This window comes from Micromonospora sp. NPDC005367, assembly GCF_040606825.1.
Lineage (GTDB): Bacteria > Actinomycetota > Actinomycetes > Mycobacteriales > Micromonosporaceae > Micromonospora.
Map to the genome: position 1 here is coordinate 1 of NZ_JBEXFP010000072.1, position 26530 is coordinate 26530.

The 26530-nt window shown below is 68.2% G+C and carries 21 protein-coding genes and 3 pseudogenes; 12 read left to right on the forward strand and 12 right to left on the reverse strand.

All coding sequences use genetic code 11. From position 1 onward, the window contains the following. The first annotated feature begins 377 nt into the window (after positions 1–377). The gene (locus ABZS42_RS30365; RefSeq protein WP_355151144.1) at positions 378–1484 is read left to right on the forward strand and encodes a beta-propeller fold lactonase family protein; all 1107 of its coding nucleotides are present in this window, start codon (positions 378–380) and stop codon (positions 1482–1484) included. 343 nt (positions 1485–1827) lie between these two features. On the opposite strand, the pseudogene ABZS42_RS30370 reads toward ABZS42_RS30365, so the two are convergent. Together ABZS42_RS30370 and ABZS42_RS30375 are read right to left on the reverse strand one after the other, a co-directional pair. After that, positions 1828–2043, reverse strand: a pseudogene (locus ABZS42_RS30370) (DM13 domain-containing protein); the annotation flags it as partial. Between the two features lie 73 nt (positions 2044–2116). Further along, positions 2117–2644, reverse strand: coding sequence for a ricin-type beta-trefoil lectin domain protein (locus ABZS42_RS30375; RefSeq protein ID WP_355151146.1), 528 nt, complete (start codon positions 2642–2644; stop codon positions 2117–2119). Positions 2645–3406: 762 nt separating this feature from the next. On the opposite strand from ABZS42_RS30375, the gene ABZS42_RS30380 reads away from it, so the two are divergent. After that, on the forward strand, positions 3407–4105 hold the full coding sequence (locus tag ABZS42_RS30380) for an alpha/beta hydrolase (protein ID WP_355151148.1): 699 nt from the start codon (positions 3407–3409) through the stop codon (positions 4103–4105). A 590-nt stretch (positions 4106–4695) separates the two neighbouring features. On the opposite strand, the gene ABZS42_RS30385 is transcribed toward ABZS42_RS30380, so the two are convergent. Next, entirely contained in the window at positions 4696–5055 is a 360-nt protein-coding gene (locus ABZS42_RS30385; RefSeq protein ID WP_355151150.1) for a PepSY-associated TM helix domain-containing protein, read from the reverse strand. Positions 5056–5425: 370 nt separating this feature from the next. On the opposite strand from ABZS42_RS30385, the gene ABZS42_RS30390 reads away from it, so the two are divergent. Together ABZS42_RS30390 and ABZS42_RS30395 are read left to right on the forward strand one after the other, a co-directional pair. Beyond that, entirely contained in the window at positions 5426–5566 is a 141-nt protein-coding gene (locus ABZS42_RS30390) for a hypothetical protein (protein WP_355151152.1), read from the forward strand. 25 nt (positions 5567–5591) lie between these two features. Beyond that, positions 5592–6278, forward strand: coding sequence for an alpha/beta fold hydrolase (locus ABZS42_RS30395; RefSeq protein WP_355151154.1), 687 nt, complete (start codon positions 5592–5594; stop codon positions 6276–6278). Positions 6279–6329: 51 nt separating this feature from the next. On the opposite strand, the gene ABZS42_RS30400 is transcribed toward ABZS42_RS30395, so the two are convergent. The 9 genes and pseudogenes from ABZS42_RS30400 to ABZS42_RS30440 form a co-directional block, all read right to left on the reverse strand. Further along, positions 6330–7022 (reverse strand): ferredoxin reductase, encoded by a 693-nt coding sequence (locus ABZS42_RS30400; protein ID WP_355151179.1) that lies wholly within the window; start codon positions 7020–7022, stop codon positions 6330–6332. A gap of 156 nt (positions 7023–7178) precedes the next feature. Continuing rightward, positions 7179–7418: pseudogene (locus ABZS42_RS30405) on the reverse strand (hypothetical protein); the annotation flags it as partial. Between the two features lie 838 nt (positions 7419–8256). After that, positions 8257–8550, reverse strand: coding sequence for an SDR family oxidoreductase (locus ABZS42_RS30410; RefSeq protein WP_355151156.1), 294 nt, complete (start codon positions 8548–8550; stop codon positions 8257–8259). A gap of 449 nt (positions 8551–8999) precedes the next feature. Next, the gene (locus ABZS42_RS30415) at positions 9000–11765 is read right to left on the reverse strand and encodes an AAA family ATPase (protein WP_355151158.1); all 2766 of its coding nucleotides are present in this window, start codon (positions 11763–11765) and stop codon (positions 9000–9002) included. Positions 11766–12082: 317 nt separating this feature from the next. After that, positions 12083–12979: a LysR family transcriptional regulator gene (locus ABZS42_RS30420; RefSeq protein WP_355151160.1), complete on the reverse strand. Its 897-nt coding sequence runs from the start codon at positions 12977–12979 to the stop codon at positions 12083–12085. A 474-nt stretch (positions 12980–13453) separates the two neighbouring features. Next, positions 13454–13756, reverse strand: a complete 303-nt coding sequence (locus ABZS42_RS30425; protein WP_355151162.1) for a hypothetical protein — start codon at positions 13754–13756, stop codon at positions 13454–13456. Positions 13757–13772: 16 nt separating this feature from the next. Then, the gene (locus ABZS42_RS30430; RefSeq protein ID WP_355151181.1) at positions 13773–14546 is read right to left on the reverse strand and encodes an SDR family oxidoreductase; all 774 of its coding nucleotides are present in this window, start codon (positions 14544–14546) and stop codon (positions 13773–13775) included. Positions 14547–15307: 761 nt separating this feature from the next. Continuing rightward, positions 15308–16273, reverse strand: coding sequence for an alpha/beta hydrolase (locus ABZS42_RS30435; RefSeq protein WP_355151164.1), 966 nt, complete (start codon positions 16271–16273; stop codon positions 15308–15310). 127 nt (positions 16274–16400) lie between these two features. Then, positions 16401–19196, reverse strand: a complete 2796-nt coding sequence (locus ABZS42_RS30440) for an AAA family ATPase (RefSeq protein ID WP_355151166.1) — start codon at positions 19194–19196, stop codon at positions 16401–16403. A 477-nt stretch (positions 19197–19673) separates the two neighbouring features. Here ABZS42_RS30440 and ABZS42_RS30445 point away from each other — a divergent pair, with 477 nt between their 5' ends. From ABZS42_RS30445 to ABZS42_RS30480, 8 genes and pseudogenes are all read left to right on the forward strand, one after another. Next, positions 19674–20900 carry a beta-propeller fold lactonase family protein gene (locus ABZS42_RS30445; RefSeq protein ID WP_355151168.1) on the forward strand — a complete coding sequence of 409 codons (1227 nt, stop codon included), beginning with the start codon at positions 19674–19676 and terminating at the stop codon, positions 20898–20900. A gap of 55 nt (positions 20901–20955) precedes the next feature. Beyond that, positions 20956–21258 (forward strand): urease subunit gamma, encoded by a 303-nt coding sequence (locus tag ABZS42_RS30450; RefSeq protein WP_355151170.1) that lies wholly within the window; start codon positions 20956–20958, stop codon positions 21256–21258. Positions 21259–21267: 9 nt separating this feature from the next. Beyond that, positions 21268–21648 carry an urease subunit beta gene (gene ureB / locus ABZS42_RS30455; RefSeq protein WP_355151172.1) on the forward strand — a complete coding sequence of 127 codons (381 nt, stop codon included), beginning with the start codon at positions 21268–21270 and terminating at the stop codon, positions 21646–21648. Next, positions 21645–23363, forward strand: a complete 1719-nt coding sequence (gene ureC / locus ABZS42_RS30460; RefSeq protein ID WP_355151173.1) for an urease subunit alpha — start codon at positions 21645–21647, stop codon at positions 23361–23363. Before ureB ends, ureC begins: the two co-directional genes overlap by 4 nt. Continuing rightward, on the forward strand, positions 23363–24076 hold the full coding sequence (locus ABZS42_RS30465; RefSeq protein WP_355151175.1) for an urease accessory UreF family protein: 714 nt from the start codon (positions 23363–23365) through the stop codon (positions 24074–24076). The genes ureC and ABZS42_RS30465 overlap by 1 nt, the downstream gene beginning before the upstream one ends. Before the next feature lie 112 nt (positions 24077–24188). Next, positions 24189–24800 carry an urease accessory protein UreG gene (gene ureG / locus ABZS42_RS30470; protein WP_355151183.1) on the forward strand — a complete coding sequence of 204 codons (612 nt, stop codon included), beginning with the start codon at positions 24189–24191 and terminating at the stop codon, positions 24798–24800. Continuing rightward, on the forward strand, positions 24797–25735 hold the full coding sequence (locus ABZS42_RS30475; protein WP_355151177.1) for an urease accessory protein UreD: 939 nt from the start codon (positions 24797–24799) through the stop codon (positions 25733–25735). The genes ureG and ABZS42_RS30475 overlap by 4 nt, the downstream gene beginning before the upstream one ends. 474 nt (positions 25736–26209) lie before the next feature. Next, positions 26210–26451 (forward strand): annotated as a pseudogene (locus tag ABZS42_RS30480) (helix-turn-helix domain-containing protein); the annotation flags it as partial. Between the last annotated feature and the right edge of the window lie 79 nt (positions 26452–26530).

The following is a 26530-nucleotide window of genomic DNA, read 5'->3' on the forward strand; positions in this document are numbered from 1 at the left end:
GGCGTCCCGAACTGCATGATACCAACTGCTGATCCCCATCGCGCCGGTCGGCCGGCCGCGGCCCCCCCCGCCCCCCCCCCCCGACCACATGATCCACCACCCGGATAGGGGCGCCCAGAACCACAGCGGCGCCTTCGCCGACGCCTTCCAACGGCACGGCATGTTCTCTCGTTCTCACGACTCGTGGGACGTCAAGTTCGCGAGGGAGGGCGGGAGGTGCCGACCTGCTTCTGACGCTGGATGTGCCGATTCGTGGTCTGTGTCACTCCGGGGAACGTGCCACTGCGTTCGTCGTGATACCAGCCGTCGGCGGAAGCCGCCGGTCAGCGGCGGAGACGGCTCGATTCTGGCATCGCATGAAGTGGAGAAACGTAGGTATGAAAAAGCGAAAGATGCTGGGTGCGGTGGTCTGCGCGGGTTCGATAGTGGCCGGATTCTCCGGCCCCGCGTGGGCCGGCACCACCGGCCAGGGCGCGGTGTTCGTCCAGACCGACGAGCCCGGCGGCAACCGGGTGATCGCCTACGACGGCCACCTGCACCAGGTCGGTGCGTACAACACCGGCGGCAAGGGTGGCGTACTCGGCGGTGCGGTCGCCGATCACCTCGGATCGCAGGGGTCGCTCACCCTCGATCGCGCCCGTCACCTGCTCTACGCGGTCAACGCGGGCAGCAACACCGTCACCGTGTTCCGGGTCCGTGGCGCCCGGCTGACCCGCCTGCAGGTCATCGGCAGCGGAGGTGAGTTTCCGGTCAGCGTAACGGTGCACGGCGACCACGTCTACGTCCTCAACGCCCGCGATGGCGGCTCGATCCAGGGCTTCCGCCGCTTCGGTGCGATCCTGGTCCGCGTCCCGTCGTGGCACCGCGGCCTCGGGCTCGACCCCCGGGCCATCCCCGAGTTCACCCACTCGCCGGGACAGGTCACCTTCACCCCGGACGGCCGGCAGCTGATCGTCAACACCAAGGCCAACACCAGCTCGATCGACGTCTTCGGTATTGGACACGACGGCTCGCCATCGGCCAAGCCCGTGCATAACGTCGAGAACGACGCGGTGCCGTTCGCCGTCGACTTCGACCGGACCGGCCACCTCGTGGTTGCCGAGGCGGGTTCCAACGCCGTCACCACGTACGCACTGAACCGCCGCGGCAAAGCCACCAAGCTGGACACGGAGGCCACCGGCGGCACAGGAACGTGCTGGGTGGTCAGCGCCAATGGAACGTTCTACGTATCCAACTCGGGTAACGCGACGCTGACCGCGGTTCAGACCGGCCGGCACGGCTCGCTGACCACTGTCGGTACGACCGCGACCGCTCCGGGCCCGATCGACGCGGCGACGTCCACCGACGGTCGCGTTCTCTATGTGCAGACCGGCGGCCAGGGAACCGTCGACAGGTTCCACATCCGGGCGGACGGCTCGCTGACCGCCGCCGGTTCGGTCACCGTGCCCGGTGGCGTCGGCGGTGAAGGCATCGCCGCGGAGTAAGCCCGGACGCCGCGCATCATCAGCAGCCCAGATGCTGCACGGCGACCGGCAAGCGGCCGCTTGTTCCCGGGCGGCTCAGGACGCGGTGCGAGTGGCGATCTAAACCGTCAGTCCAAACAGAAGCATGCCGACAGTGACCGCCCGATCGAGACCTTCCCACCACCTCGCGGCCGTCTCATCCTGGGCCGAACGGATTACCGCCATTGACTCTCGCGTGAAGACCCGCATCACCATCGCGGCTTCTTCGCGGCTGGTCGTCGACACCGTGACCGGAGTGGTCCCGACGTCGGTCAGGCCGGGTGGGGCGGCCACGTCGAGCGGATCGCCGGCGTGAGTGGCCGGATCAGGCGGTTCTCAGGTCGGCGGCTCCGAAGGAAACGCTGAAGCGCTTGCACCCGATCGAGGCGCTCCGGAAGTCCGCCGGATCCACGGAGGCCGGGAGTTCGTACACCTGGTTGCCGCGGTTGCCCTTGAGGCGGGCCACCTCGATCCAGCTACCGTCGTCGAACATCCGCCAGCCGGCCGGCCCGCTCTTCACCGGCTGGTCGGTCACCGTCATGAAATGAGTCCGGCGGCGCGGGAGCCGTAGCCGGCTGGGCCACGGCGCCCGCGCTCGGAAACGCCGAGGCTGCTCAGCCCAGATGCCACTTCTGGTTCGAGGTGCCCTTACACGTCCACATCTGCAACCTGGTTCCGTTGGCCGTGCCCTTGTCCCGAATGTCGGTACAACGCCCGGTCACCGTGCTGACCAGGTCGTGAGCGCTGTTGAGATTCCACTGTTGGGCGTTCGAGCCGTTGCAGGTGGCAACCTGAAGGTCGGCACCGCTGCTCTGGCTGCCGCCCGCCGTGGTCAGGCACAGTCCGAGTGAACGAACAGTCCCCCCGGTGAACGTCCATTTCTGCCACGCGGCACCGGTGCAGGACCAAATCTGCAGCGGTGTCCCGCTCTTGGCGCTGCCGCCCACCACGTCGATGCACCGGCCGGTCGAGTAGCTGACGATGGACGCCGCCGAACTGCCGCCCCCGGACGCCGACCTCTGCGTGTTGTTGGAATTGGAGCCGCCGGTCGTCGGCGCCGCGGTCGCCTTCGGCGGTCGGGCGGTGCTAGTGACTGTGCGTGGTGCGACTGCCGTCTGCTGCGTGGCGTCGGCGGTGCGCACATCGCCTCCGACGGGGGCGCCGACCGAGACGACGGGCGGCTGCGATGCTGGCTGCCGGGCCGGCATCGCCGGCGCCCCGCTCGCCGGCCCTGCCGGCGACGCCGCGGGCAGCGAGTTCCAGATGCGGGTAGCGCGCGACAGCGCTACCGAGAAGATCCTGAAGGCGGCCGAGGGCGGCCGAGCGTGTCGCCACATCCGTCAAGGCTTCGGCCGGGTCCACACCCTCGGCGATGACGTCCAGTCCGGCCAGCAGCGACGCTGCGCTGTGAGAGGCGGCGGCCATCTGGTCCAGCGCCCAGCGACGGTCAGCGGCAAGCCTGAGATTGAACACCGCCGGGCGTCGCCTGGGTCCGTCGCAGGCCGGCGAAGATCCGGGAGACACGCCCTAGGTCCAAAAGCCCGGGCCGAGCCGGCGGACTCCCGGGGATTGTCCACCGCCGTGCGTCGTGGGCCTGGCCCTGACAGGGCCCACGACGCTGGGCGTCATGGTGTCTTTGATCACCGGCGATCAGGGCCCTCAGCAGGTCATCCGCTCCGGCGGCCGTGATGTTCAGCTCGGGCGCGAGATTTCCGGACTGCCTGGTGAAACCGGCAATAGGACTGGCGGGGCTGCGGCCTCGAATAGGGCACGACTCGGGACCCCCGGCCCCGCACCCCAGGGGTGCGGCCGGGGTCGTCTCGGATGCGAACGCCCGGCCCCGACCGCGACCCTCTTGATCGTTCGTCTGTCAGGACGAGCTCGAAGCGACGAAAGGACCGAACGTGGCCGATTTCCTCCTGCTCCACGGCGCCTGGCACACAGCCCGGCACTGGTGGAAGCTGATTCCCGAGCTACAGAAGCGGGGACATCGGGCAGCGGCGATCGATCTGCCCGGGGACGATCCGGCGGCGACCACCGAGTCCTTCGTCGCGGCGATCGAATCTGCGATCGATGACCCCCAGAACACGGTCCTGGTGGGGCACTCGGCCGCAGGCCTGTGGGCGCCGATCGCCGCCGAGCGGCGGCAGGTGTCCGAACTCGTGCTGCTTGCCGGGCTGATGCCGAGGCCCGGGTTCAGCTGGATCGACCAGTTCGCCGACCAGCCACTACAGCCGGACTTCGCCGCGGCCCAGACCGAGGTGATCATGAGCACGGCGTCCGGCGGCCCGTCGTGGTCCGCCGAGAAGGCCACCAACTTCTTCTACCACGACGCCGAGCCCTCCGACGTTGCGGAGGCCGTCCGCTACCTGCGGCCGGAGTACGCCTCCGTCGCCTACCAGGAGAAGACCCCGCTGACCGGACGGCCTTCCGTCGCGACCAGATACATCTGGTGCACCGAGGACCGCACTGTAAGTCATGACTGGATGTCCAAGGCCGCACCCGATCGGTTCGGCGCGCGGATCGTCGAGTTCGAGTCGTCGCACTCACCATTCGTCTCCCGTCCGGCCGAGTTGGCCGAGCTCCTGGCAGAAGGCCACTGACCGGCACGACGGCCCGAACACTTGCGGTCTCGGCCGGCTCACCACTGATGAGCCGGCCGAGACCGTGTCGTGAACCGCGAGTTCGCACAGGAGTTCGTAGACGTTCCGAACGGCTGGGCGGGTGCGATTGATGCCACCCGCCCGCGGCGGCTCCCTACCCGCAGTCGATCTCCGGGCTCCCCCGAGAGGCTGGGCCGCCGGCCAGCGTGATGCCGAGTAGGGGTAAGTGTCCAGCCGATCAGGAAGGTCGCCGGCAGGCCGACGACGATGGCCCAGGTGGGTAGTCGCTAGTGCGGTGTCCAGGAACGTTGGCGGTGTCGCGGCGAGGTCCAGGCGGCGGTCCGGCGCGGCCCGGTGAACGTTCTGGACGCCGCACTAGGCACCACGCGGTACGGGCTGGCCGCCGACGATCGCACACGGCGGTAGGCGCGGGCCGGTCGGCGCTGCCACCACAAGCAGTAGTACCCGCGTGACAGTCCATGCCGAAGCGGCGTCCGCGGGTGGCGCGGCCCCGACCGGGCCGGCGAGCCCGTGGTCGCGGGCGAGGTCCAGGACATGGTCGATGGCGGTGGGATCCGCCGTGGCCGCGGCTAGCGCGCCGCCGTGGTGACCGCCGCCGGCCGCCGGCCCGCTCGCACCGTTGAGCGCGGTGGCAAGCTCCGGGGTACGGCGTCGAGCACATTCAGGGCGACGGCGAAGTTCGCCCCGCCGTGCCGGGACCAGGTCAGTCCGGTCACGGACAGGAAGAGCAGGCCGACCGCCAGCCAGACTCCCGTGCTGGCATGCCAGCCGCGGGTACGGCGGCCACCCTTGCGCGCGGCCAGGTCCGGCAGCAGCAGCCGGCCGAGCCTGCCCCGGCTGCTCCGGTCACGGCGCCACCACAGTGCGAGCCCGCCGAGCGCGACACCCCACAACCAACTGGCCGCAACCTCCGAGTAGTGCCGGCCCACGGAGCCCAGGTGCAGGTTGGGATGCAGGTCGTCCAGCCGGTCCGCAGCGGCAGACGTAGGTACGGCTAGCAGTCAGGCGGCGTTCCCGGGCCGGCATGCCTAGCCGCTAGTCAACGGCGGCTTTCTGAGAAGCAGGACATGCGGTGGTGTCCTGTGTAGGTTAGCACCGTAATCGGAGGTTTACTCGCTGGCGTGCCAGAGCGGGCAACATCAGCCCAGTCGCGTAGGCGGCGGCTTCCTTCGCCAGCACGGACGCCGCCTGCGGCTGACTGACATGACGCCGGGGGGACGTCAACGAGCGAATCCTGCGCCACCGCTCGTTGACCCGCCCGGACGGCATCGCCCGCCACTACGTGACGAAGGAGATCACGTGCCCGCCATACGTCACCGCACGATCGCGGTCGAGGGGCTCAACGTCTTCATCCGCGAGGCGGGCGATTCAGACAAGCCCACCATCGTGCTGCTACCCGGCTACCCGTCCAGCACGCCGGGCTTATGTCCGGCTTATTGACCGGCTCGCCAACGACTGGCACGCAGTGGCCATCGACTACCCCGGCTTTGGCCTCTCCGACCCACTGCCGGGCTCCCCGACCTTTGACAAGCTGGCCGAAGTCACAGGCAAGGCCATCGCCGCTCTCGGCATCGGCGACTATGCCATCTACATGTTCGACTTCGGCGCCCCGGTCGGATTTCGCATCGCGCTGAAGCACGACCAGCGAGTCAGAGCGATCATCACCCAGAACGGTAACGCCTACACCGATGGCTTCGGCCCCGCGCTCACGCCGCTGAGTCAGTGGTGGGCCGACAAAGCGGCCGGCCAAGCGAACATCGATCAGTTCGTCACCCTTACCGGGACCCGGATGCAATGGCAAGCCGGCGCCCGCGACCCGGAGTACATCGACCCCGAACATGCGACGGCCGACCAAATGGTGCTCGACCTACCCGGTCGCGCCGACTACATGCAAGCCCTTCTCTGGGACTACCAGAACAACCCGCCCCGCTACCCTGACTGGCAGGCATGGCTGCGCGCACGCCAGCCCGAACTGCTGGCCATCTGGGGCAAGAACGACCCGTTCTTCGTCGCCGCCGGGGCCAACGCCTACCAGGCCGACGTGCCGAACGCCGAGGTGGTCCTGCTCGACACCGGCCACTACGCGATCGAGGAGGAGGCCGACCAAATCGCCACCTGCACCAGTACGGCGATGCGCAAGGCCTTCGCCTGAGCCTCGAAGATGTCGCTCAGAGGGCCCGCAACCCCATTCCGTCCACTGCATTCATCTCGTTCCCCCTGTGCCACCGAAACGCTCGGCGCGGATCCGTTCGGGGACGTGCCCGGCGGCGACAAGGAGATTCGTCGCCGTCTCCACGAAGGTGGTCGGGCCGCACACGTAGGTGAGCGGCTGGTCGGCCGACCCCCACGCGACGTCGGCGATCATCTCTGCGTCGATGCGGCGGTCATATCCGTTCCACCCGGGAGGTGCCGCGCGCGTGTAGGTCAGGTTGACGTCGACCTCGTCCGACGTCGCGAACTGCATGATCTCGCTGGCGTAGATCAGGCCACCGGTGTCTCGGACGGAATACAACAATCGCGCGGGCACAGCGCTGTGGATCGCGCGGTGATGGCGCATCATCGAACGAAGCGGCACGATGCCGGATCCACCGGCGATGAGGAGCAGCGGACCGCCGAGGTCCTCTTCCCACACGAAGTACCCGCCCACCGGGCCCCGCAACTCCAGCCGGTCGCCCTCCCGCAGATCTCCGACGAGATACGGCGACACCTCACCGTCGGGCAGCTGTTCGACCGTCAGCTCGAGGTAGGTGTCGGAGGGGGCGGACGCGATGGAGTAGCTTCGCTCCGCCTGATATCCGTCCTCGGCAGTCAATCTGATGTCGACGTGCTGACCGGCTCGGTGACCGGGCCAGCCGGGAACGTCCAACCCGATGGTTAGGGTTCGGGGTGTCTCCATCACTAGGTTGACGACCCTGCCGGTCAGCCAGTTTAGTCGCCCGAGTAACGCTGCTCTTGCCATAGGGTCTCCGTAGTTGTGGTGGCCGTGTCGCTCCCAGACTTCGGGTGCGTCGTCGTCACGAAGTTCGATGCCGCGGATCCATTTGGCGCTCTTGGGGAAGTAGAGTTGTGGAATCAGCGGCCGGGCCGGACCGCTGTGCCGCGCCTCGAGCGGTACCCCGTCGGAGCGGTAGGCGATGATCGCCGGGTCTCCCCTGAGGTCGGTGCCCGACGCGGACGCCGCGGTCCGGACGGTGTCGAGGTCCGACCATCTCGGGACGCGGGCCAGTAGGGGTATTCGCCGACGAGGTCCTTCGCCACCACGGCGACGGAGAGGCCGCCCGCTCACGATCACGTCATACGTGGCGTTGGCGGACGCCTCCGATCCAACGCTCTCTTCATTGCTTCAGCCCTCTCCCGACACGTTCTGTCATCAGTTCCGATGAGTCTCGCGATCGGTCGCCGGGCGGCGAGTCCGTATTCACTCTGGGCCTGACCCGTGAACCCCGGGCGGGCCGGCGGCACGGGTCCCAGTGATCACTCCGTCACACGTAGGCAGCCGCCGTCGGTACGGCCGCGTCCGGCGCTTCTGTCAGCGGCTCAGCCTCCCGGGCGGCAGTATCTCGTGTACTTCAAGGTCTTCAGCCGCGGGAGCATCTGCTTCGTGATCGGCTTCAGCTTTGGCCGGACCTCGGATTCCAGGTCCGGCCGGCGTGGCGGGCAGAGGTCCGGGTGCGTGGACTGAGGAGACCGACCCCCTGCCGAGCAATACAGGATTACCGTCGTCAGCCCGCTCGATCCAGCATGTGTTCGTGGACGTGGTTGGTGATCGGCAGTCGGCGAACCCGCCGGAACGTCTCGACGGTACTCATCGTGCCGGCGCGGCCTGCCGGCGCCATCACGACGCTCGTCGACGTGATCAGCTCCGGACATGGCTGATCACGCCCGCCCCGCAGCATCAGCGGCCGGCGAAGCCGGGCTCCTGGAGAGTCCAGCGATTGCCGTCCGGATTCTGGAGATCGGCGAAGCTGGCATAGTCACAGCGGTCAGGGTCCAACCCGGGAGCGAAGTCCCCTGCCAGTCGGCGGCTCTCTTGTGACAGACCGATTCGACGGCGAAGTCACGGAAGAACACGAGGGAGCGGTCGACATCGCTGACCGGGACGACGACGACCTCAAGACGGAAGTCCATCATCAGACCAACGGCTCCCCAGCGTCCACGGCCAGCGTCGTGCCAGTCGTGAACGTACTGGTCAGGGCATACAGGACGGCGCGGGCGGCATCGTCCGGGGTACCCACCCGGCCGGCCGGGTTGCGAGCCGCGCGGGTGGCGAACAGGTCTGCCTTCTGCCGCTCGCCGAGCGCGTCGTAGGCCCCGCTGTCGATCGTGCCCGGCGAGATCGCGTTCACCCGCAGCGGGGCGAGTTCCACTGCCAGGGCCCGGGTGACGGCATCGACAGCGCCGTTGGTGGCCGAGACCGCAAGCATGCCCGCTGCCGGCTTGCCCGCCGTGGCGCCGGAGAAAAAACGAAGCTGCCGGCCGGGGGCATCCTTGGTGCAAAGTGCTTTGCCAGCAGAATCGGGCGGAGCACTTTGGTCGACAACGATCGGAGTACCGCAGCCGGCTGCAGGTCGGCTAGACGTCCACGCGCCCGAGCCGACGCAGTCGACACGACGTGAACAACCCGGCCCAGCCTCTCGGCGAGCGCGGCGACGCTCGCCTCGTCGGTGACGTCAACGCTCTCGGTGGTCATGTCCTGGCCCTAGACGACGGCCAAGGCCTCGCGGTTGCGTGATGCGGCGACGACGGTGGCGCCCGTCTCCTGCACGGCCGTCACACAGTCTGGGCGATGCCGCTGCCTCGGCCGATCACCAGCACTGTGCGGTCTTTCAGGTCGCTCTCCACCATCTGACTCCTTCTCATGGGACCGCTCTTCTCAACTCGTCGAGGTCGAGGCCGCGGTGGCCGAGGTGTTCGATCGACGCAGCTGACGGCGCGAGGTGATGCCCAGCTTGTGGAAAATCTTGCTCAGGTGCCATTCGACCGTGCGCGGACTGATGAACAGCCGCGCGGCGATCTCCACGTTCGACAGACCGTCGCGGGCCAGCCGGACGATCTGTGTCTCCTGCATTGTGAGCTGCCCCGACGATTCGTCTGAACGCTTGCGGCCGGTGAATCCGAGGTTGCCGGCTGCGAGCGTGGCGAAGGCGTCCATGCCCATTTCGACGAACATGTCGTACGCGGTGCGCAGATGCTTCCGTGCTTCGTCGTGATGCCCGCCCTGCCAGAGCCATTCGCCGAAGTAGAGGTGGGCGCGGGCGAGATGGCTGCGCACCCGGGTGCGGGTCAGCCGCTCGATTGCCTCACGATAGGTGTCCTCCTCGGTCTCGTCGTCGCTCAGCAGAGCGCGGCACAAGGCCTCCACGCCCAGTGCCCATTCGGTCCCGCACGCCTGGGTCATCACGCTCAGGCGCCTCAGCGCGGCCGCTGCCTCCTCGGTCCGTCCGACGCGAGACGCCGCCACCACCAGCTCGACCAACGGCGCCCAGGTCAGGATGCCCATCTCCTGGGATGACGCGGACGCCTTTCGCGCGGCGTCCAGCGCGTCCTCGAAACGACCAAGGCCGTTGCAGAGCACCGCCCAGGCCCAGCCGGAGGTGATCGCTCCGAGGCCCTCACCGCGGCGATCGGCATCTGCGAGACTGGCTGCGACCAGCTCAGCGGTGCGGCCCTCCTGTCCGGCCCACGCGCTGAGCAGCTGTGTAGTGTATGCCGGCCAGCGGATGCCGGTCCCCTGGGAAACGTTGTCGAGTTCCTCCACCAGCGCGCCCGCCTCGGCGAGGTCCCCGGTGAGGATCAGGACGATGATCCGCTCGGTCATGGCCAGCGGCAGCGTCGCTACGGCGCCCGCCTCCCGGGCCAGCCGCAGGAAATTGTCCGTCAGCACCTCGGCGGCGTCGTCGTCGCAGTGATCAAGCGCGGTCAAGCAGGCGAACCAGGACCACTGCAGCGCCTCGTCGAGGGGCAACTCCGGGTCGAGGAACGCGGACAGGGCCGGTCTCAGCATCGGCACCCCGGCGGCGAAGCCCTCGGTGTGACGCACCGACAGTCCCTGCAACAGCAGGCCGGCAGGACTGAGCGGTGGCGTGGCGGCCGGCACGGCGGCCGCGGCATGCGCGATGTCGCGCAGCGTTGCGCAGCTGGCCAAGTCGGCGGCGTACCAGGCCGCGCGCATCGCTTCGAGGTACGTCGTCCGAGCCAGCACGGCGTCCAGCGGCTGCAGGCGTTGAGCCGCTTTGAGTAGCAAGGCCGGTATGTCGCGGCCGCGGTTGATGGCAAAGGCGATGTGTGCCCGCAGGAGGTCGGCTTGCGCGTGGGACAGCTCGTCCAAGGGGCCGGCGTCGGCCATCGCCACCAGTCGCAGCCCGGCATGGGGCATCCCGGCCTCGTGCTTGGCCCGGGCCGCGGCCAGGAACCTCTGACCACGGTGGACCGGGTCGGGAGTCAGCTCGGCAGCGCGCTCGAGGAACGCGGCGGCTGCTGCCGGACCACCGCGTGCCTGGGCGTGCCCAGCGCGCTTCTCCAGTTCGGCGGCGACCTCCTCGGCGACGCCGCCGGCCGCCAGCGCTCGCTGCCAAACCCTCCGGTCGGCATCGGTGACGTGGTCGGTGACCTCCGCCAGTGCCGCGTGTACCCGCTGTCGTTGGGCGGTAGTGGCGGACTGGTACACCGCCGAGCGCAGCAGCGGGTGCCGGAAGCAAACCGTGCCGTCGAACTCGACAAAGCCGGCTTCGGTCAGTGCTGCCGACACGCTGTTGTCGGCCTCGATGCCGAGCCGGTCGACCGCCCGCCAGACGAGCACCGGATCTCCGGTCGGTTCGGCCGCGGCGACCAACAGGACCTGCCGTGCCGAAGGAGAGAGGGCGGCCATCTGACGTCGATAGCTCTCCTCGATGCGGCGGGGTAGCGTCGCCGCGCTGAGCAGTCCGAACCCTCCCGCCAGCTCCGCCGGGGTGAATCCGCGCGGCAGCTCGAGCAGCGCGAGGGGATTGCCGTGGCTCTCGGCGATAAGCCGATCGAGCACGCGGTCGTCGATCCGGCCGATGGCCGCCGAGGTCGTCAGAAGTTTGCGGGCCTGGTCGTCGGAGAGCCCGGCGACCGCCAGGGAGGGCAGGCCGACGAGCTCCGGAAGATCGCTGTCCTCGGGGCCGCCGCGCGCCGCGAGGATCATCACCACTGACTCGGCCCGGACACGGCGGGCGGCGAACCCGAGAACCTGCGCGGAGGCGACGTCCAGCCACTGTGCATCGTCGACCAGGCAGACCACCGGCTGATCGCGGGCTAGATCGGAGAGCAGGCCGAGAACCGCGAGCCCGACCACGAACCGGTCCGGTGGGCTGCCAGCACTGAGTCCGAACGCGATGCTCAGGGCCCGGCGCTGCGGGTCAGGCAACCGGTCGAGCCGGTCGAGCATCGGCGCGCAGATCTGGTGCAGAGCCGCGAACGCCAACTCCTGCTCGGCCTCGACCGCGATCACCCGTACGATCCGGCACCCGGAGGCCCGCGCGGCGACGTAATCGAGGAGCGCCGTTTTACCTATGCCGGCCTCACCGCGGAGCACAAGCGCACCGCTTTCGCCGGTGCGGACTGCGGCGAGCAGCTGGTCCAGTGCGGCGCGTTCAACATTGCGGTCCAGCAACATCTAACAGGAAACCAATCCATCCTTACGACTTGTGCAGCAAAGGCCCGGGAAGGGTGCCGGCCATTGTCACGCCCAAGAAGAATCCGAGCTTAGATCGAGCGTCCGGGACACTGGGTCTCTGCACCCATGCGATTATCGACGGGGGGTGATAGAAAAAACGAATAGCTCCAGGTCGGCGGCTCGGACGGCCGGGCCGTGGTTCGACTCACACAGGCGATCGGACCTGGCCTCGAATGGCGTCCAAGACAACTTTCCGGCGGAATGCGCTATCGATTCCTCAACATTCCTTCGACATTCAACAAACGCGATGAATTGCGTTAGGCGTAGACGGCACGGCCGCCGTCGGGCAGGCCACGTACACGAAGATCGGCCACGAACCGCCGGCTCAGCTCATCCGTCGGCGTGGCCACCGTGACGATGATGTCGCGCAGAACCCGCGGGCGTAGCGGGCGCACCGTACCCTCGCTCCGGCCGACAAGGGCGGAAACCGGCACCACGGTGACGCCGATCCCTGCCGCTGCCAGGCCGGCGGCCGTGCGCGGACTGCGCGTACGCAGGACCGGATCGAGGGTGGCGCCGTGCAGGGCTGCGAGTTCGTCGACCCAGACCGACAGGCCGTTCTCGGGAACGTAGTGAATGAATGCTTCCGTGGTCAGGGCGGCCACGCCGATCGACGTCTCGTCGGCGAAGAGGTGGCTGCCCCCGGCCACCACGACCATCTCCTCGCGCCCCAGCAACTCGACATGGTGGTTGGTCGTGGTGGGCCGGGGCCCGACGATCAGGTCAGCATGGCCATCACTTAGAAATCGGTCCATGCGGTCGGCGCTGCTGAATTCACTCAGCTCGAAATCAACCTCGGGGTACTGCAGCCGCCACTCCCGCATCGCCGAGGTCAGCAGCCAGTTGGTCATGGTCTCCGCGGAGGCGATACGCAGTCGGCCAGCCTCACCGCGCCCGACCCGGCGGCCGGTGGAGATGGCCAGCGCCGCATGGTACAGGGCACTGCGAGCCTCCTGTGCTACCGCTCGCCCGGCCGGTGTGAGTCGAACCCCGCGAGCACGACGCTCGAACAATGCAGCGCCGATCTCGCGTTCCAGCGCGGAGATCTGATGAGACAGGGCCGGTTGCGACATGTGCAGGCTAGCCGCGGCCTGCGTCACCGACCCGGACTCGCCGGCTGCCACCAGGCACTCGAACGCACGAAGCGTTGCCATAGCTCCTCCTGCACGACGGGCCTCTTCACCAGGCGAATCGGGCTGCAGCGCTCGGGGCCGTGCAGTCGCGTTCGCCTCCTGCCCCGAGCGGCGGGAACACCCCGCCGCCAACAGCCGGAATGACCGGGGTCGGGCCGTGGGCACCTGTCCGGGCTCCGGCGCGTCGTAGGTCAGCCAGCCTCAAGCATGGTTCTCCGCGAGGTGGAACCGGCTGATGAGCGGAAGGCACGGGCACGACCCGTGGCCCTGTGCCGGCAGCCAGTCATGTTCGAACTGAGCCCGGGCGCGCCGGCCGCCGAACAGGATCAGTACCGGCTCTCGCCCTCCCGGACATCGGCCAGAGACGGTCGGGGCCCATTCGCTCGGCCTCTCGGTCCAGCGGCCTGTCGTCGAACCGCGCCCGCACCGGGTACCGGGCACGCCGTCGGGAGATCTCGGTCGTGCCCGGTCACGTTCTGCCGGAGCAGCCCGCCGTCACTTGCCCGGTCGATCGATCTGTCGAATCGTGAAGCCGAGCGCCGTGAGCACCCGGACCGCGCCCGACCGACCACCTTCGAAGTCGCCGGAGGCCAGGCGATCGCCCGTCGCGAACTCGTAGGCGACTCCGAGAACGGCTTTTGGCGGATAGCTGCGATCAGCCAGGAGCATTTCGTAGGTTGTGGTCGGCGCGAAGCCGTGCTGGGCGAAGAACTTGGCTGGCCCGAGTCGGTCGTACTCCGCCACGGCCTTCTCGACATGGTTGCGGTCGACCCTGTCCCACTCGGGCGAACGTGCCATCGTGTCCTCCGGTCTGCTAGTTGCGTCCCGCCATGACTCCGCCGTCGACGTCGAGGATCGTTCCGGTGACCCAGGACGCGTCGTCGGACAGCAGGTAGGTAATCGCCGCGGAGATGTCCTTCGGCGTCCCGACCCGGCCCAGCGGGTGGACGCCCTTGAAGCCCTCTAGTGTCTCCGCGACCTTCTCGGGCGGAATGAACGCCTCGTAGATCGGCGTCGCCACGACGGCCGGGGCGACCGCATTGACGCGGATCTGGTGGCCTGCGAGCTCGATGGCCAGGTTGTGGGTCAGAGCGTGCAACCCGGCTTTGGCCATCGAGTAGGCGCTGGAGGGCGTCGCGCTGACGGCCTGATGCGCCCACATGCTGCCGATGGTGACGATCGCCCCGCCACGACCGCCATCGACCATGCCACGCGCGACGGTCTGGGTCAGGAAGAAGATCGCCCGGTTGAGTTCGTGGTACGAGTCGTAGGCGGCGCCGTCGTGGTCGAGGAACGGCTGCGGGAGGAACACACCGGCCGCGTTGACGAGCAGGGTCGCGTCGGCGTGCTCGGACGCAAGCTGGTCCTGCACCCGGCGGACCTGCTGACGGTCGGTGAGATCCGCCGTGATCCCCCACGCCTTGCCCTGGGCGCCCAACGCCATCACTGTTGCATCGACCTTGTCATGTTTACGGCCGATGATGACGGCGCTGCCTCCAGCCGCCACGACGTCAGCGGCGGTCTGCCGGCCCATTCCGCTACTGCCTCCGACAACGATGAGCTTGCGCCCCCGGAAAGCTTCGGTCATCACAGGCTTCCTCCCTAAGGTACGCCGGTGCGCCCTGGCTGGTTGCAGGATCACCCGGCTCGAGAAGACCCTCGCCGCCGAACCGGCCTGATCGCCTCCGAGATCCGCCCGGTTGCACCCCCGGGTCCCAGGCGAGCTCCCCCGGGGAGGGCGAGCCGAGACCGGGTTCTGTCCAGATAGTCGGCGTAGGCATCGGTTCGGCGGAGGCCCCGGCGTCCGGTGCACCGCCGGCGTGGTCCGGGTTGAGCCAGACCGTCAGCCTGTGGTGTTGCCGAGGTTGGGCTGGTCGAAGGCGCACGGGTCGGCGCGGAAACCGGCCCGCCGCCTCGACGCGGACACGGCGTGGATCATGTCCGCCATCGTGCACCGCGACCGTGGCCGTCGGCATGTGCCGTTCGCGGGACTACGTCTCGTGCTGAACCGCAAGTCCTGGGTTCTCGACCACGCGATCGAGCAGGCCGCGCATTCCGCGTGCTGCGGGCGTGGGCAGTGGCTGCGGAACAGGAGGTCCTCCACGCGGGGCTGCACCTGCTCTGCGCCAACATGCCCAACGGCAGAGCTGGCGCTCACCCACATCACCGGTTGTCCCTCAGCGCTACCTCCGGCCGGGCCGGCGAGTCCAGGCCCGAAGCGGCGGTGGTGGGCTCCGCCGTCCGCGAGCTGCTCGATGGCATCGTCGAGTCACAGCCGGTCTGCATCGCCACAGACGACACCCATCGGCTGAACGAGCCCACGACCGACGTCCTGGCTTTCGCTATGCCCTATGTGAGAGACGCGAGGAACTGAAGCAGCAGCCGGTTGACCTCTTGCGGGCGCTCCTGCTGAATCCAGTGACCGCACCCCGGTAGGAAGATGGGCTCGGCGAACTGATCGTGCTGGCGGGGAAGGGCCTTCACGTGATCACGGAGTCCGTGGAACGCCAATACCGGATCCAGGTCGCCGGTGATGAACTTCGCGGGCATCGGCAAACGCACCCCGTCGAAGGCGGCGGTGAGTTCCCAGTTGCGGTCGAGGTTGCGATACCAGTTGAATGCCCCGGTGAAACCGTCCGCGAACTGGGCGGTGAAAATCTCCAGGTCCTGTTCGGTCAGCCATTCCGGCGTCGCCGTGCTGCGCTCCGGATCGACCGCCTCCAGCAGCCCGCCGTTGCGCGGGACCAGCATGTCGCGAGGCGCCCGGTTCGCTGGGTTGTCGCCGCTCACGCCGTAGAAGGTACGGCGCAGGCTCGTCATCGGGTCACGGCCGTACTCTTCGTCGGCGACGCCGGGTTGTTCGATGTAGTTGATATAGAACTGTCCATCGTGTACCGCGCGCATAGTGGTCAACGGTCCGGCCTTCCCTCGCGGATAGGGAGGAACGCTCAGCCCCACCACTCCGCGGACAAGGTCGGGGCGCATGAGGGCGAGGTTCCATGCGACAAACGCACCCCAGTCGTGGCCGATCACCACCGCATCGTCGGCTTCCAGCTCTCGAATGAGTCCGGTGATGTCGGCGACCAGATGCATCATCGAATAGGCGCTGACCGCAGTCGGATGCGAGCTTCTGCCGTAGCCACGTTGCTCGGGAGCGACCACCCGGTAACCGGCTTCGACCAACGGGCGAAACTGATGCCGCCACGAGTGGGCCGCCTCCGGAAATCCGTGAAGCAACAGAACGAGAGGCCCTTCCCCCTCCTCCGTGATCATCAGATCGATGCCGTTGGTCGCGACGAAACGACGCTCAGGCATTTGGCCGACTCACCTCAATCCAATGTTGCCCGATCGGATGTGCGGCTCCTGATCGGTAGCTGGAGATTCCGATTGTGCGGCACGGTCGGCCGAAGAAGCTCAGATGGTGCCGATCGCACGCGAAGGTTCATCGGACGGGGCGACGCAGTTGACGACGGGACGAGATGCCGAGTTTGGCGAAGACCTTGCTCAGGTGCCATTCGACTGTGCGTGGGCTGATGAACAGACGGGTGGCGATCTCCGCGTTGGAGAGCCCTTCACGAGCGAGCTTGACTATGTAGGTCTCCTGTGCTGTCAGCGGGCCGGTGTCGTCGCCGTGCCGTTGGCGGACGTTCATTCCGAGCCGATGGGCGGCCAAGGCGGCAAAGGCGTCCATGCCCATGGCGCCGAACATCTCGAATGCTGTTCGGACTTGGTCGCGAGCATCGTCGCGCCGGCCGGACTGCCACAACCATTCGCCGTAGTAGAGGTGAGCACGTGCTGACAGCGGCCGGATCTTGGTACGGCCGAGACGCTCGATCGCCTCGACGTACGATTCCTCCGCCGTCGCACCGTCGGTGAGGACGGCCCGGCAGCAGGCCTCCATACCGAGCGCCCAGTCGGTGCCGCACGCCTGCGTCGATGTCGACAGCCGCTTCAACGCGTCGGCCCCAATCTCGGGCTGTCCGCTGCGCGCGGCCGCGATGATCAGTTCGACCAGCGGCGCCCCGGTCAGCACCCCGGGCTCCAGGCTCGACTGGATCGTCTGCTGAGCCGCCTTCAGCGCCTCGTCGAACCGGCCCAAGCCGTTGTAGAGCAGTGCTTTGGCCCAGCCTGCGATAGCCGGTGCAAGCCCTTCGCCGCGCCGTCGGGCATCAGCGGTGTTGACGGCGGCCAGCTCGATGGTCCGGTGTTCGTCACCCTGCCACGCCGCGAGCAGCAGAGCCATGTAACCGGGCACCGGGATTCCGGTTCCGTCCGCGACATCGTCGAGCTCCGTGATCAGCACGGATGCGTCGGACAGGTCACCGGCGAACAGATGCATGAGTATGCGTGTCGTCAGGGCCAGGGGCAAGGCGGCGAGTGCTCCGGTTTCGCGCGCCAGCCGGACATAATCACCGGTGAGCGCGTCGGCCGCTCCGTCATCGCAGAGGTCGGTGGCGATCGAGCAGGCGAACCACATCCAGCGAAGGCCTTCCTGGTTCGCCAGCTGCGGTTCCTGGAACGCCTTCAGCGCCTGTCTCATCTTTGGCACACCAGCCGCGAAGCCCGCGGTGTATCGCACTGCCAAGCCGTCTAGGAGCAGGTCGGACGGCCGTGCGGGCGATGGGGCGACAGGCGCCGCGATGGCCGCTCGAGCCACATCCCGCATGGTCCCACTGCTACCGGAGTCGGAGGCGTACCACGCCGCCCGCAAAGCGTCGAGATATGTGCTGCGGGCGAGACCGATGTTCAGCGGCTCGATCCGTGACGCCGCTTTGAGGAAGAGGTCCGCCGTTTCGCGGCCTCGGTCGACCATGAAGGCGATGTCGGCCCGCAGGAGATCGGCGCGCGCCCGGTCGAGCTCGGACGACTGATCGGCCTCGGCCAAGGCGAGCAGGCGGAGCGCGGCGTCCGGGGCACCGCCCACATGTCGGGCCTGCGCCGCGGCCAGCAGCCGTGATGCGCGCCGTGCCGGATCCGGGGTCAGTTCCGCGGCTCGTTCCAGGAACGCTCCGGCTGCCGCGAACCCACCACGGGCCTGCGCCCGAGCCGCGGATGCCTGCAACTCGGTCGCTACGTCCTCGTCGGGTCCCGTGGCCGCCTGCGCCCGGTGCCAGGCTCGCCGGTCCGGATCCGTGCTGGTCACCGTGACCTCAGCGAGGGCGGCATGTGCCTGGCGTCTCTCCACCTCGCTCGCGGCCTGGTAGACCGCCGAGCGCAGCAGGGGGTGGCGAAAACGGACACCGAACCCGAAGTCGATGAAATCGGCGGCAGCCTGTGCGGCAGCGAGATGACTGTCGCCCGGTACGCCCATCTGGTTCAAGGCACTCCATACCAGGACGGGGTCTCCGAGGGGTTCGGCCGCAGCGACCAAGAGCATCTTCCGGGCGACCGGAGGAAGCGCGGCAATCTGCCGTCGGAAGCTCTCCTCGATACGGCGAGGCAGGGCGCCGGGGCTGAGAAAGCCGAAGCCGCCGGCCAGTTCAGCGGGAGTGAAGCCGCGAGGCAGTTCGGTGAGCGCCAAGGGATTGCCGTGGCATTCGGCGACGATGCGGGCGAGCACTCTCTCGTCGACCCGTCCGAGAAGCGTCGAAGCGAGTAACTCGCGCGCATGGTCGTCGGAGAGACCGGTGACGGTCATTCCCGGCAAGCCGCTCAGCTCGGGCACGTCCTGACTGTCGAGGTCGCCGCGTACCGCGAAGACCATCATGAGTGACTCGGTTCTCAGCCGCCTGGCCACGAAGCCGAGGATCTTGGCCGATGCCTGATCCAGCCACTGGGCATCGTCGATGACGCAGACCAGTGGCCGTTCGCCAGCGAAGTCGGCAAGCAGACCAAGAACACCCAGACCGACCATGAAGAGGTCCGGTGTCGTGCCGGTGCGCAGACCGAACGCAGTGCTCAGCGCAAGGCCCTGCTGAGCCGGCAGCCTCGCGAGGCCATCCAGTGCGGGCGCGCAGACCTGGTGCAGTCCGGCGAACGCGAGCTCCCGCTCGGCTTCCACCCCCGCGGCCCGGACGGTTTGGCAGTCCCCGGCCTGCGCCAGCGCGTAGTCCAGCAGCGCGGTCTTGCCGATTCCCGCCTCGCCGCGCAGCACCAGCGCCCCACTGACGCCGGTACGCGCACCAGCGAGGAGCCGGTCGAGCGCCGCACGTTCGGCTTGCCTACCCAACAGCACTTCGTTGGACCGTTTTCGCCTGGTTGTGACCGAATTCTGAGCATGTTGGGGAAACATCATCATGAACACTAGCCGGGGACACGGTCGAGGATCAGGCGCGGTGGCCAAACCCCTCGGCGACGATCCGCAGACCAACACTGCCGCGCCCGCCATAACGGACACACCGCGCGATAGGGATATCTCATCACTGCTGACGAGACATCGGCCAATCACGGCGATCAGGCGCCGGCGACATCGCCTCCCGCACGCCCTTTTTGAACGCCCAAGGCATGACCGACTTCCACCTGCCGACCAGCCTGCTTGTCATCGACCAGGTGTCCCGCGACTACGCGGGCGAGGTGGGCAAGAGCGGGCGCCGAACATGGGTGTGCGACACCGACTGGAGCAATGCCGCGCGGGGCAGGGCGCGGCCGCGAGCGGACCGGTGTCCCCGGCCGGGACCCGTGCGCGCGCCCAGGGGACTTACTGACGCGAGCAACCAGGTGTTCCGGCCAAGCTCTGACCATCCAACGAAATGGAGAAGCAGTAATGGAGCAAGGCATGCGGGCCGCGGGCCACCTGTACATCCAGACCAATGAGGTCAAGAACGTCGTCATCCATTACGCCCGTAACGCGGACGGGACGATCCACGAGGTGGAGCGGATCGCCACGGGCGGCGCGGGGTCCGGCGTGTACAAGCCGATCAGCGGCCAGGAGAGCGCCCCGAACGCCTTCGAGGCCGCGGGCAGCGTGATCGTGACGGCTGACAAGCGTTTCCTGTTCGCGACCAACGGCGGTGACAACTCGGTCTCGAGCTTCGGCGTGGGCGAGGACGGCAAGCTGACGCTGATCGACGTCAAACGGACCGGCAACGTCGTGGCCGGTCGCAGCGGCACGGCGAAGTCCCTGGCGTACGTGCCGGCCAGCGGCACGCTGTACGTGCTGCACTCGTTCGGTCCCGACCACGTCCGGCTGATGTCGGTCGATGCCGACGGCAAGCTCAAGGCCCGCCCCGAGGGATACACGATCAACACCCCGGACAAGTCGCTCCGGGTGTCCACCATGATCGTGCTGTCGCCGGACGAGAAGTTCATCGTCGTCGGCACCACCTTCGACCAGCCGGCAAAGGCGAACCCGGACGGCTCCCCGATCCTGTGGGCGGACCAGCCCGACGGCTCGAAGAAGTCAGTCGCGTCCAACGCGCCCGACCCGGACGGCATCGTAGTCTTCCCAGTGCGGCAGGACGGCTCGCTCGGCGAGGGGCTGTTCCAGGACGGTGGCGGCGGCTCGCCCTTCTACCCCGCTTTCCTGCACCACCGGCCCCAGCACTTCGTCATCGGCTACGCCGTGGCCGACGGCGTCGCGCTTGCCACCCTCGCCGAGGACGGCAAGATCGCCACCGGGCCGGTCGTGAAGATCGACACCAGCGCCGGCCTGCCGTCGGAGCTCTGCTGGCTGGCGGTGTCGCCCGACGACCAGTGGGTCTTCGCGACGAACTTCGGATACAGCAACATCAGCAGCTTCCGGATCGACGGCGACGTCATCTCGCTGGTCCACAGCTCCGCGTCTCCCAAGGTGCCGGGAGACGGGACCTTCCGGGCGCTCAACGGAACGGTCAGCAGCGGCCCGAGCGACAACTGGCTCACCCCGGACGGCGGCTTCCTGTACCAGATCTACGCCAACGCGTCGAAGCTGATCGGCTACTCCGTCCAGGCGGACGGTTCGCTGAGCGAGGTCACCAGCGCGGAGATCCCGTACAACAGCCCGCAGGGCCTCGCCGGGTTCTGACGAGATGACCGAGAACGGCCCCGGGCAGCCGCGCGTCGAGACGTGGTTATCGTCGTTGATGCTGAGCCCCCGGGAGATCGAAAAGCTGGTGATCTATCAGATCGCCGAGCTGGCCCGCAGGCGCAGGGACCGCGGCCTCAAGCTGAACTTCCCCGAGTCGATCGCGCTGATCACCGAGGCGTTGCTGGAAGCGGCCCGGGACGGGAAGTCGGTCGCTGAGGTGACGGAGTTGGGCAAGCAGGTGCTCTCCCGCGACGACGTGATGCCGGGGGTGCCCGAGATGGTCAACGTGGTCCAGGTCGAGGCGACATTCCGGACGGGTACCCAGCTGGTATCCGTCGCCAACCCGATCCCGTAGAAGGACGAGATGATTCCAGGCGAGTGGCTGCTGTCCGACGAGCCGATCGAGATCAACAGCGGCCGGCGTACCGTGCGCCTTCCGGTGCGTAACACCGGTGACCGGCCGATCCAGGTTGGCTCGCACTTCCATTTCTTCGAAGTCAACCGGGCACTGGACTTCAGCCGTGCGGCGGCGCTGGGAATGCGCCTCGACGTGCCGTCGGGCCAGTCGATCCGCTTCGAGCCGGGCGACGAACGTGACGTCGACCTGGTCGAGTTCGGCGGATCGGCCCGGGTGGTCGGGTTCAGTGGGCTACTCGACGGAGCCGCGTCCAACCAGCGTTCGAGGGCCCGGGCAATGGGGCGGGCCCTCGAACGCCGGTTCTCCGGAGCGGGGGAACAGTCATGACGACGGTTTCGCGAAGGCAGTACGCGTCTCTGTACGGCCCGACCACGGGCGACCGGTTCCGGTTGGCCGACACCGAACTGTTCGCCCGTGTCGAGCGCAGTCTGATCCTCCCCGGCGAGGAGGCGATCTACGGCGGCGGGAAGTCGATCCGCGACGGCATGGCTCAGATCCCGGGCCTGCGTAACGCGGACGGGGCGCTGGACCTCGTGATCACCTCGGTCATCGTGATGGATGCGGTGATCGGGATCGTGAAGGCCGACATCGGCGTCAAGGACGGGCGGATCGTCGGAGTGGGTCAGGCCGGCAACCCGTTCGTGCAGGACGGCGTCTCCGCCGACCTGCTCATCGGTCCCGGCACCGAGGTGATCTCCGGCGAAGGCCTGGTCGCGACGGCAGGCGCCATTGACACGCACGTGCACTTCCTGACGCCGGCGCAGATCCCGCACGCGATGTCCAGCGGAACGACCACCCTGCTGGGCGGTGGCACCGGCCCCGCCGACGGGTCGAAGGGGACGACCTGCACACCGGGCCCGTGGAACATGGCCAGGATGCTCGAGGCGACCGCGACCCTGCCGGTCAACGTCGGCTTCATGGGCAAGGGCAACAGCAGCCGACCGGAGAGCCTGCGAGAGCAGGTGGAGGCCGGTGCGTTCGGGCTCAAGGTGCACGAGGACTGGGGGGCCACGCCGGCCGCCCTGGACTGTGCGCTGACCGTTGCCGACGAGTACGACGTTCAGGTCGCCCTGCACGCCGATACGCTCAACGAGGGCGGATATCTGAGTGACACGCTCGACGCGATCGACGGCCGGACGATCCACAGCTATCACACCGAAGGCGCGGGCGGGGGGCACGCACCGGACATGATGGCCATCGCCTCGCTGCCGAACGTGTTGCCGTCGTCGACCAACCCGACCCGTCCGTACACCACCGACACGACCGACAACCTGTTCTACATGACGATCGTGACGCACCACCTGAACCCGGACAACCCCGAGGACGTGGCGTTCGCCCAGTCCCGGATCCGCGCCGAGACGGAGGCGGCCGAGGACGTACTGCACGACATGGGCGTGCTCAGCATGTACTCGTCGGACTCGCAGGCGATGGGGCGGGTCGGGGACACGGTGGCGACGTGCTGGCGTACCGCGGACAAGATGAAGAGGGTGACCGGCAGTCTGCCCGGCGAGACGGCCGGCGACGACAACCAGCGGATCCTTCGATACCTGGCGAAGCTGACCATAAATCCGGCGCTCACCCATGGCATCGGGCATGTGGTCGGATCGCTGGAGCCGGGCAAGCTCGCCGACATCGTGCTGTGGCCGACGAACACGTTCGGTGTCAAACCGAAGTACGTGATCAAGGGCGGCATGGTGGCCTGGTCGGTGATGGGCGATGCGAACGCGTCCATCCCGACGCCAGAACCGGTGCTGCTGCAACCGATGTTCGGCGGGATGGGGAAGGCCGCAGGACGTACGTCGGTGACGTTCGTCTCCCAGGCGGCCGCGGACGCGCAGGTCATGGAGCGGCTCGGGGTCGACCGCAGGACCGAGGCGGTTCGTGGCTGCCGGACAGTGGGCAAGGCGCAGATGGTCCGGAACGACCTGACTCCGGACATCGTGGTGGACAGCGAGACCTACCAGGTGACCGTCGACGGCCGACCGGCCGTCGTGCCCGCTTCCAGCGAGGTCTCGATGTCCCAGCTCTACTACATCGTCTGATGCCCGACGACCTGGCCGGCTTCCTGTCCGTGCTGCAGTTGAGCGATTCAGCGTTCCCGAGTGGCCGCTACACGCTCTCCTACGGACTGGAGACGCTGGCGCAGTCGGGCCGGCTCGCAATGCCGAGTGATCCGGCGGTGCTGGCCGCGCTGTTGCGGGATTACCTGCGGCTCGCGGTCGGACCGTCGGAAGGCGTCGGGTTGGCCTGTGCGCATCGCGCGACGACCGGCCCGGATTCGGTGGACCTGGACCTGGTCATCCGCGCCGACGAGCGGTTGACCGCGGTGAAGCTGTCGCGGGAGGCCCGGGAGACTTCGACCCGTACGGGGCGAGCGCTGCTGCGTGTGGCGACGGCCGCGTTCGATCCCGGGGCCCTCTCGCAGTATGCGCGAGAGGTCGCCAACAAACGGACACCAGGCAACCACGCGGTGGTCCTCGGCGTCCTGAGCGCGTGTCTCGGCGTATCGCGCCTGAAGTCGGTGGCCGGCGAGTTGTTCGCGTTCGCGGCGAGTTGGGTCGCCGCCGCCGTCCGGCTCGCCGTGACCGATCACCGCACCGCCCAGGGTGTGCTGCACGACGTGCGCTCCGACCTGGACGCCGCGGCACGGCAAGCCGTCGACGGGGACGTCGCCGACATCACCAGCTGCACACCGCTGCTGGACATCATGACGATGCAGCACGAGGAAACCGAACTTCGGCTGTTCGCCAGCTGAGAGGAGAGATAGCTCAATGCAGACCCATACGCATCCGCATAGGCATGATCACGATCACGGGCCGGCTTCACGGTTCGCCGAGGTCCGGGCGCCGGGGATTCCCCGCATCGGCATCGGCGGCCCGGTCGGCTCCGGCAAGACAGCGTTGATCGAGGCACTTGTTCCGATGCTCATCGCGGCGGGTCATCGCCCGCTGGTCGTCACCAACGACATCTTCACCAGCGAGGACGCGCTGCACGTACGGCGTACCCTGGCCGGCGTGCTCGCGCCGGAACGGGTGGTGGGTGTCGAGACGGGCTCGTGCCCGCACACCGCTGTGCGGGACGACCCGAGCATGAACCTCGACGCGGTCACCGAGCTGACGGACCGTTTCCCCGATGCCGATGTCGTGCTCGTCGAGTCCGGTGGCGACAACCTGACGCTGACGTTCAGCACCGCACTCGCCGACTACTTCGTTTTCGTGATCGACGTCGCGCAGGGCGACAAGATCCCGCGTAAGCGTGGCCCCGGCGTGACGCACTCGGACCTGCTCGTCATCAACAAGGTGGACCTGGCCGACCTGGTTCGGTCCGACCTGTCGGTGATGGACCGGGATGCACGCGCCGTGCGCGACGGCCGTCCGTTCGTCTTCACCAACTGCTTCACCGGCGATGGGCTCACCGAGGTTGTGGGCCGGATCGATGAGGTGATCGCCCGGTCCGGCGCGGCCGTCGGCTCGGCATGACCGGACGGGACGACCGGGCCTGGTGCACACCGACCGCCCTGCCCCGGGAGGTGCTCGCCTTCGGGTCGGAGGTCAGGGACGCGCTGGGCGTCGGCGCCGCGGGGAAGCTGGGCGTGCTCGACCTGGCGCTGGCCCCGCGTGCGGGAAGCACCAGGGTCATCCGGCAGTACCAGAAATCTCCGCTGTACGTCTACCGCCCGATCTATCTGGACCCCGGGCGACCGGACATGGCCTTCGTGTTTCTGCAGCAGCAGGGTGACGGGTTCGTCCAGGGCGACCGCTATCGGGTGGACGTCGACTGTGCACCCGAGTCCGCCGTCCACCTCACGACTCAGGCCGCCACCAAGGTGTTCAAGGCCCGGGACGATTTCGCCACGCAGCTGGTCAACCTGCGCGCCGGTCGCGGTGCGATCCTCGAGTACCTCCCCGATCCCGTCATACCGTTCCGCGGGTCGCGGCTGTACCAGCGGACCAGCGTCACGGTGGCCGAGGACGCCATGGTGATCCTCGGGGAAATCCTCCTGCCGGGCCGGATGGCGCGCGACGAGGCACACGTCTACGACCTGTTCTGGGCCGAGACCGAAGTCCGGGATCCCGACGGCGCTCTGCTCTTCACCGACACGCTGAGGCTGCGGCCCGGCGAGGTCGACGACCCGCGATCACCGGGTGTGCTCGGCGGCTACGACATCCTCGCCAGCCTGTACGTGATCTGCTCCGGGATGCCCCCGGGCGAGCTGGTCACGGTGCTTCGGGAGGCGCTTGCCGGCGTACCGGAGGTTCTTTCGGGCGTGACGCAGCTTCCCGGCGGCCGTGGTGCGGCGGTGCGCATTCTCGGCCACACCTCCAGAGACGTTCAAGCTGCGATGCACGCCGCCTGGGATCGGGCCCGCACTCTGCTGCTGGGCTCGCCCGCCCCCGACCTGCGCAAGGGTTGAGACGCTCGCGGGTCGGGGGCCGGGGAGATACGGGGCCAAACGCGCATTGACGCTCGGTGCGGCGAGCCCGGGCTGCGTTCGAACCCAGCCGCCGGCCTGACCCCTCGCCCGAGGGCAGCCGTCGCCGAGGCGTCGAACGCCGAGAGACCGTCCTGCGAAAAGTACGCGCCGGTGCTGGGCTGCCGGCGGAATCCTGTCAGCCCCGGCCGCGGCCGACACTGCCCGATGAGAAAGCCACTGCTCGAGGCGAGATTCCGAACGACGGACGGTTCTCCTCGGCGGCCACCGCAACGAGGTCCTACTCGTCGACGGCTCGGCGCGGCGCCGGTAGCTCTCCGCTATCCCGCCGTCTAGTGCGTTGTCCATGAACGTTTGCCGGGTTGGTGACACGCCGGGCGGCGTGGGTCCGGATGAGGTGGTGAGGGCTCACTCTCGACGGCGGTGATGTAGGCCGTTGAGAGTGAGGTGGGTGGATTGGCCGAGCCGGTACGGGCCCGGCGGTTAACGCAAGATGAGGGCCGCAGGCTGCAACAGTTGGTGCGACGCGGCAAGCACGACTCGGTCCGGGTTCGACGGGCGTTGATCGTCATGGCGTCGGCGTCCGGGACGCCTGTCGCGTCGATCGCTCGGTTGGTCGCCGCGCACGAGGACACCGTCCGCGATGTGATCCACCTGTTCAACGAGATCGGACTACGCGCGTTGGACCCTAATGGGCCTTACCGGGAACCCGGCGGCATTGCTTCTTGACGTTGCTGCAGGAGACTCGGACGGTAGCCGCTGGCAGGTGAGCACTCT

Excerpts from the sequence above, each read along its gene's own strand:
- ABZS42_RS30465 (WP_355151175.1), top strand. The coding sequence starts at position 23,363 with ATGCCCGACGACCTGGCCGGCTTCCTGTCCGTGCTGCAGTTGAGCGAT.
- ABZS42_RS30440 (WP_355151166.1), bottom strand. The coding sequence starts at position 19,196 with ATGATGATGTTTCCCCAACATGCTCAGAATTCGGTCACAACCAGGCGA.
- ABZS42_RS30420 (WP_355151160.1), bottom strand. The coding sequence starts at position 12,979 with ATGGCAACGCTTCGTGCGTTCGAGTGCCTGGTGGCAGCCGGCGAGTCC.
- ABZS42_RS30445 (WP_355151168.1), top strand. The coding sequence starts at position 19,674 with ATGCGGGCCGCGGGCCACCTGTACATCCAGACCAATGAGGTCAAGAAC.
- ureC (WP_355151173.1), top strand. The coding sequence starts at position 21,645 with ATGACGACGGTTTCGCGAAGGCAGTACGCGTCTCTGTACGGCCCGACC.
- ABZS42_RS30415 (WP_355151158.1), bottom strand. The coding sequence starts at position 11,765 with ATGTTGCTGGACCGCAATGTTGAACGCGCCGCACTGGACCAGCTGCTC.
- ureB (WP_355151172.1), top strand. The coding sequence starts at position 21,268 with ATGATTCCAGGCGAGTGGCTGCTGTCCGACGAGCCGATCGAGATCAAC.
- ABZS42_RS30475 (WP_355151177.1), top strand. The coding sequence starts at position 24,797 with ATGACCGGACGGGACGACCGGGCCTGGTGCACACCGACCGCCCTGCCC.
- ABZS42_RS30425 (WP_355151162.1), bottom strand. The coding sequence starts at position 13,756 with ATGGCACGTTCGCCCGAGTGGGACAGGGTCGACCGCAACCATGTCGAG.
- ABZS42_RS30400 (WP_355151179.1), bottom strand. The coding sequence starts at position 7,022 with ATGGAGACACCCCGAACCCTAACCATCGGGTTGGACGTTCCCGGCTGG.
- ABZS42_RS30435 (WP_355151164.1), bottom strand. The coding sequence starts at position 16,273 with ATGCCTGAGCGTCGTTTCGTCGCGACCAACGGCATCGATCTGATGATC.
- ABZS42_RS30365 (WP_355151144.1), top strand. The coding sequence starts at position 378 with ATGAAAAAGCGAAAGATGCTGGGTGCGGTGGTCTGCGCGGGTTCGATA.
- ABZS42_RS30430 (WP_355151181.1), bottom strand. The coding sequence starts at position 14,546 with ATGACCGAAGCTTTCCGGGGGCGCAAGCTCATCGTTGTCGGAGGCAGT.
- ABZS42_RS30410 (WP_355151156.1), bottom strand. The coding sequence starts at position 8,550 with ATGCTTGCGGTCTCGGCCACCAACGGCGCTGTCGATGCCGTCACCCGG.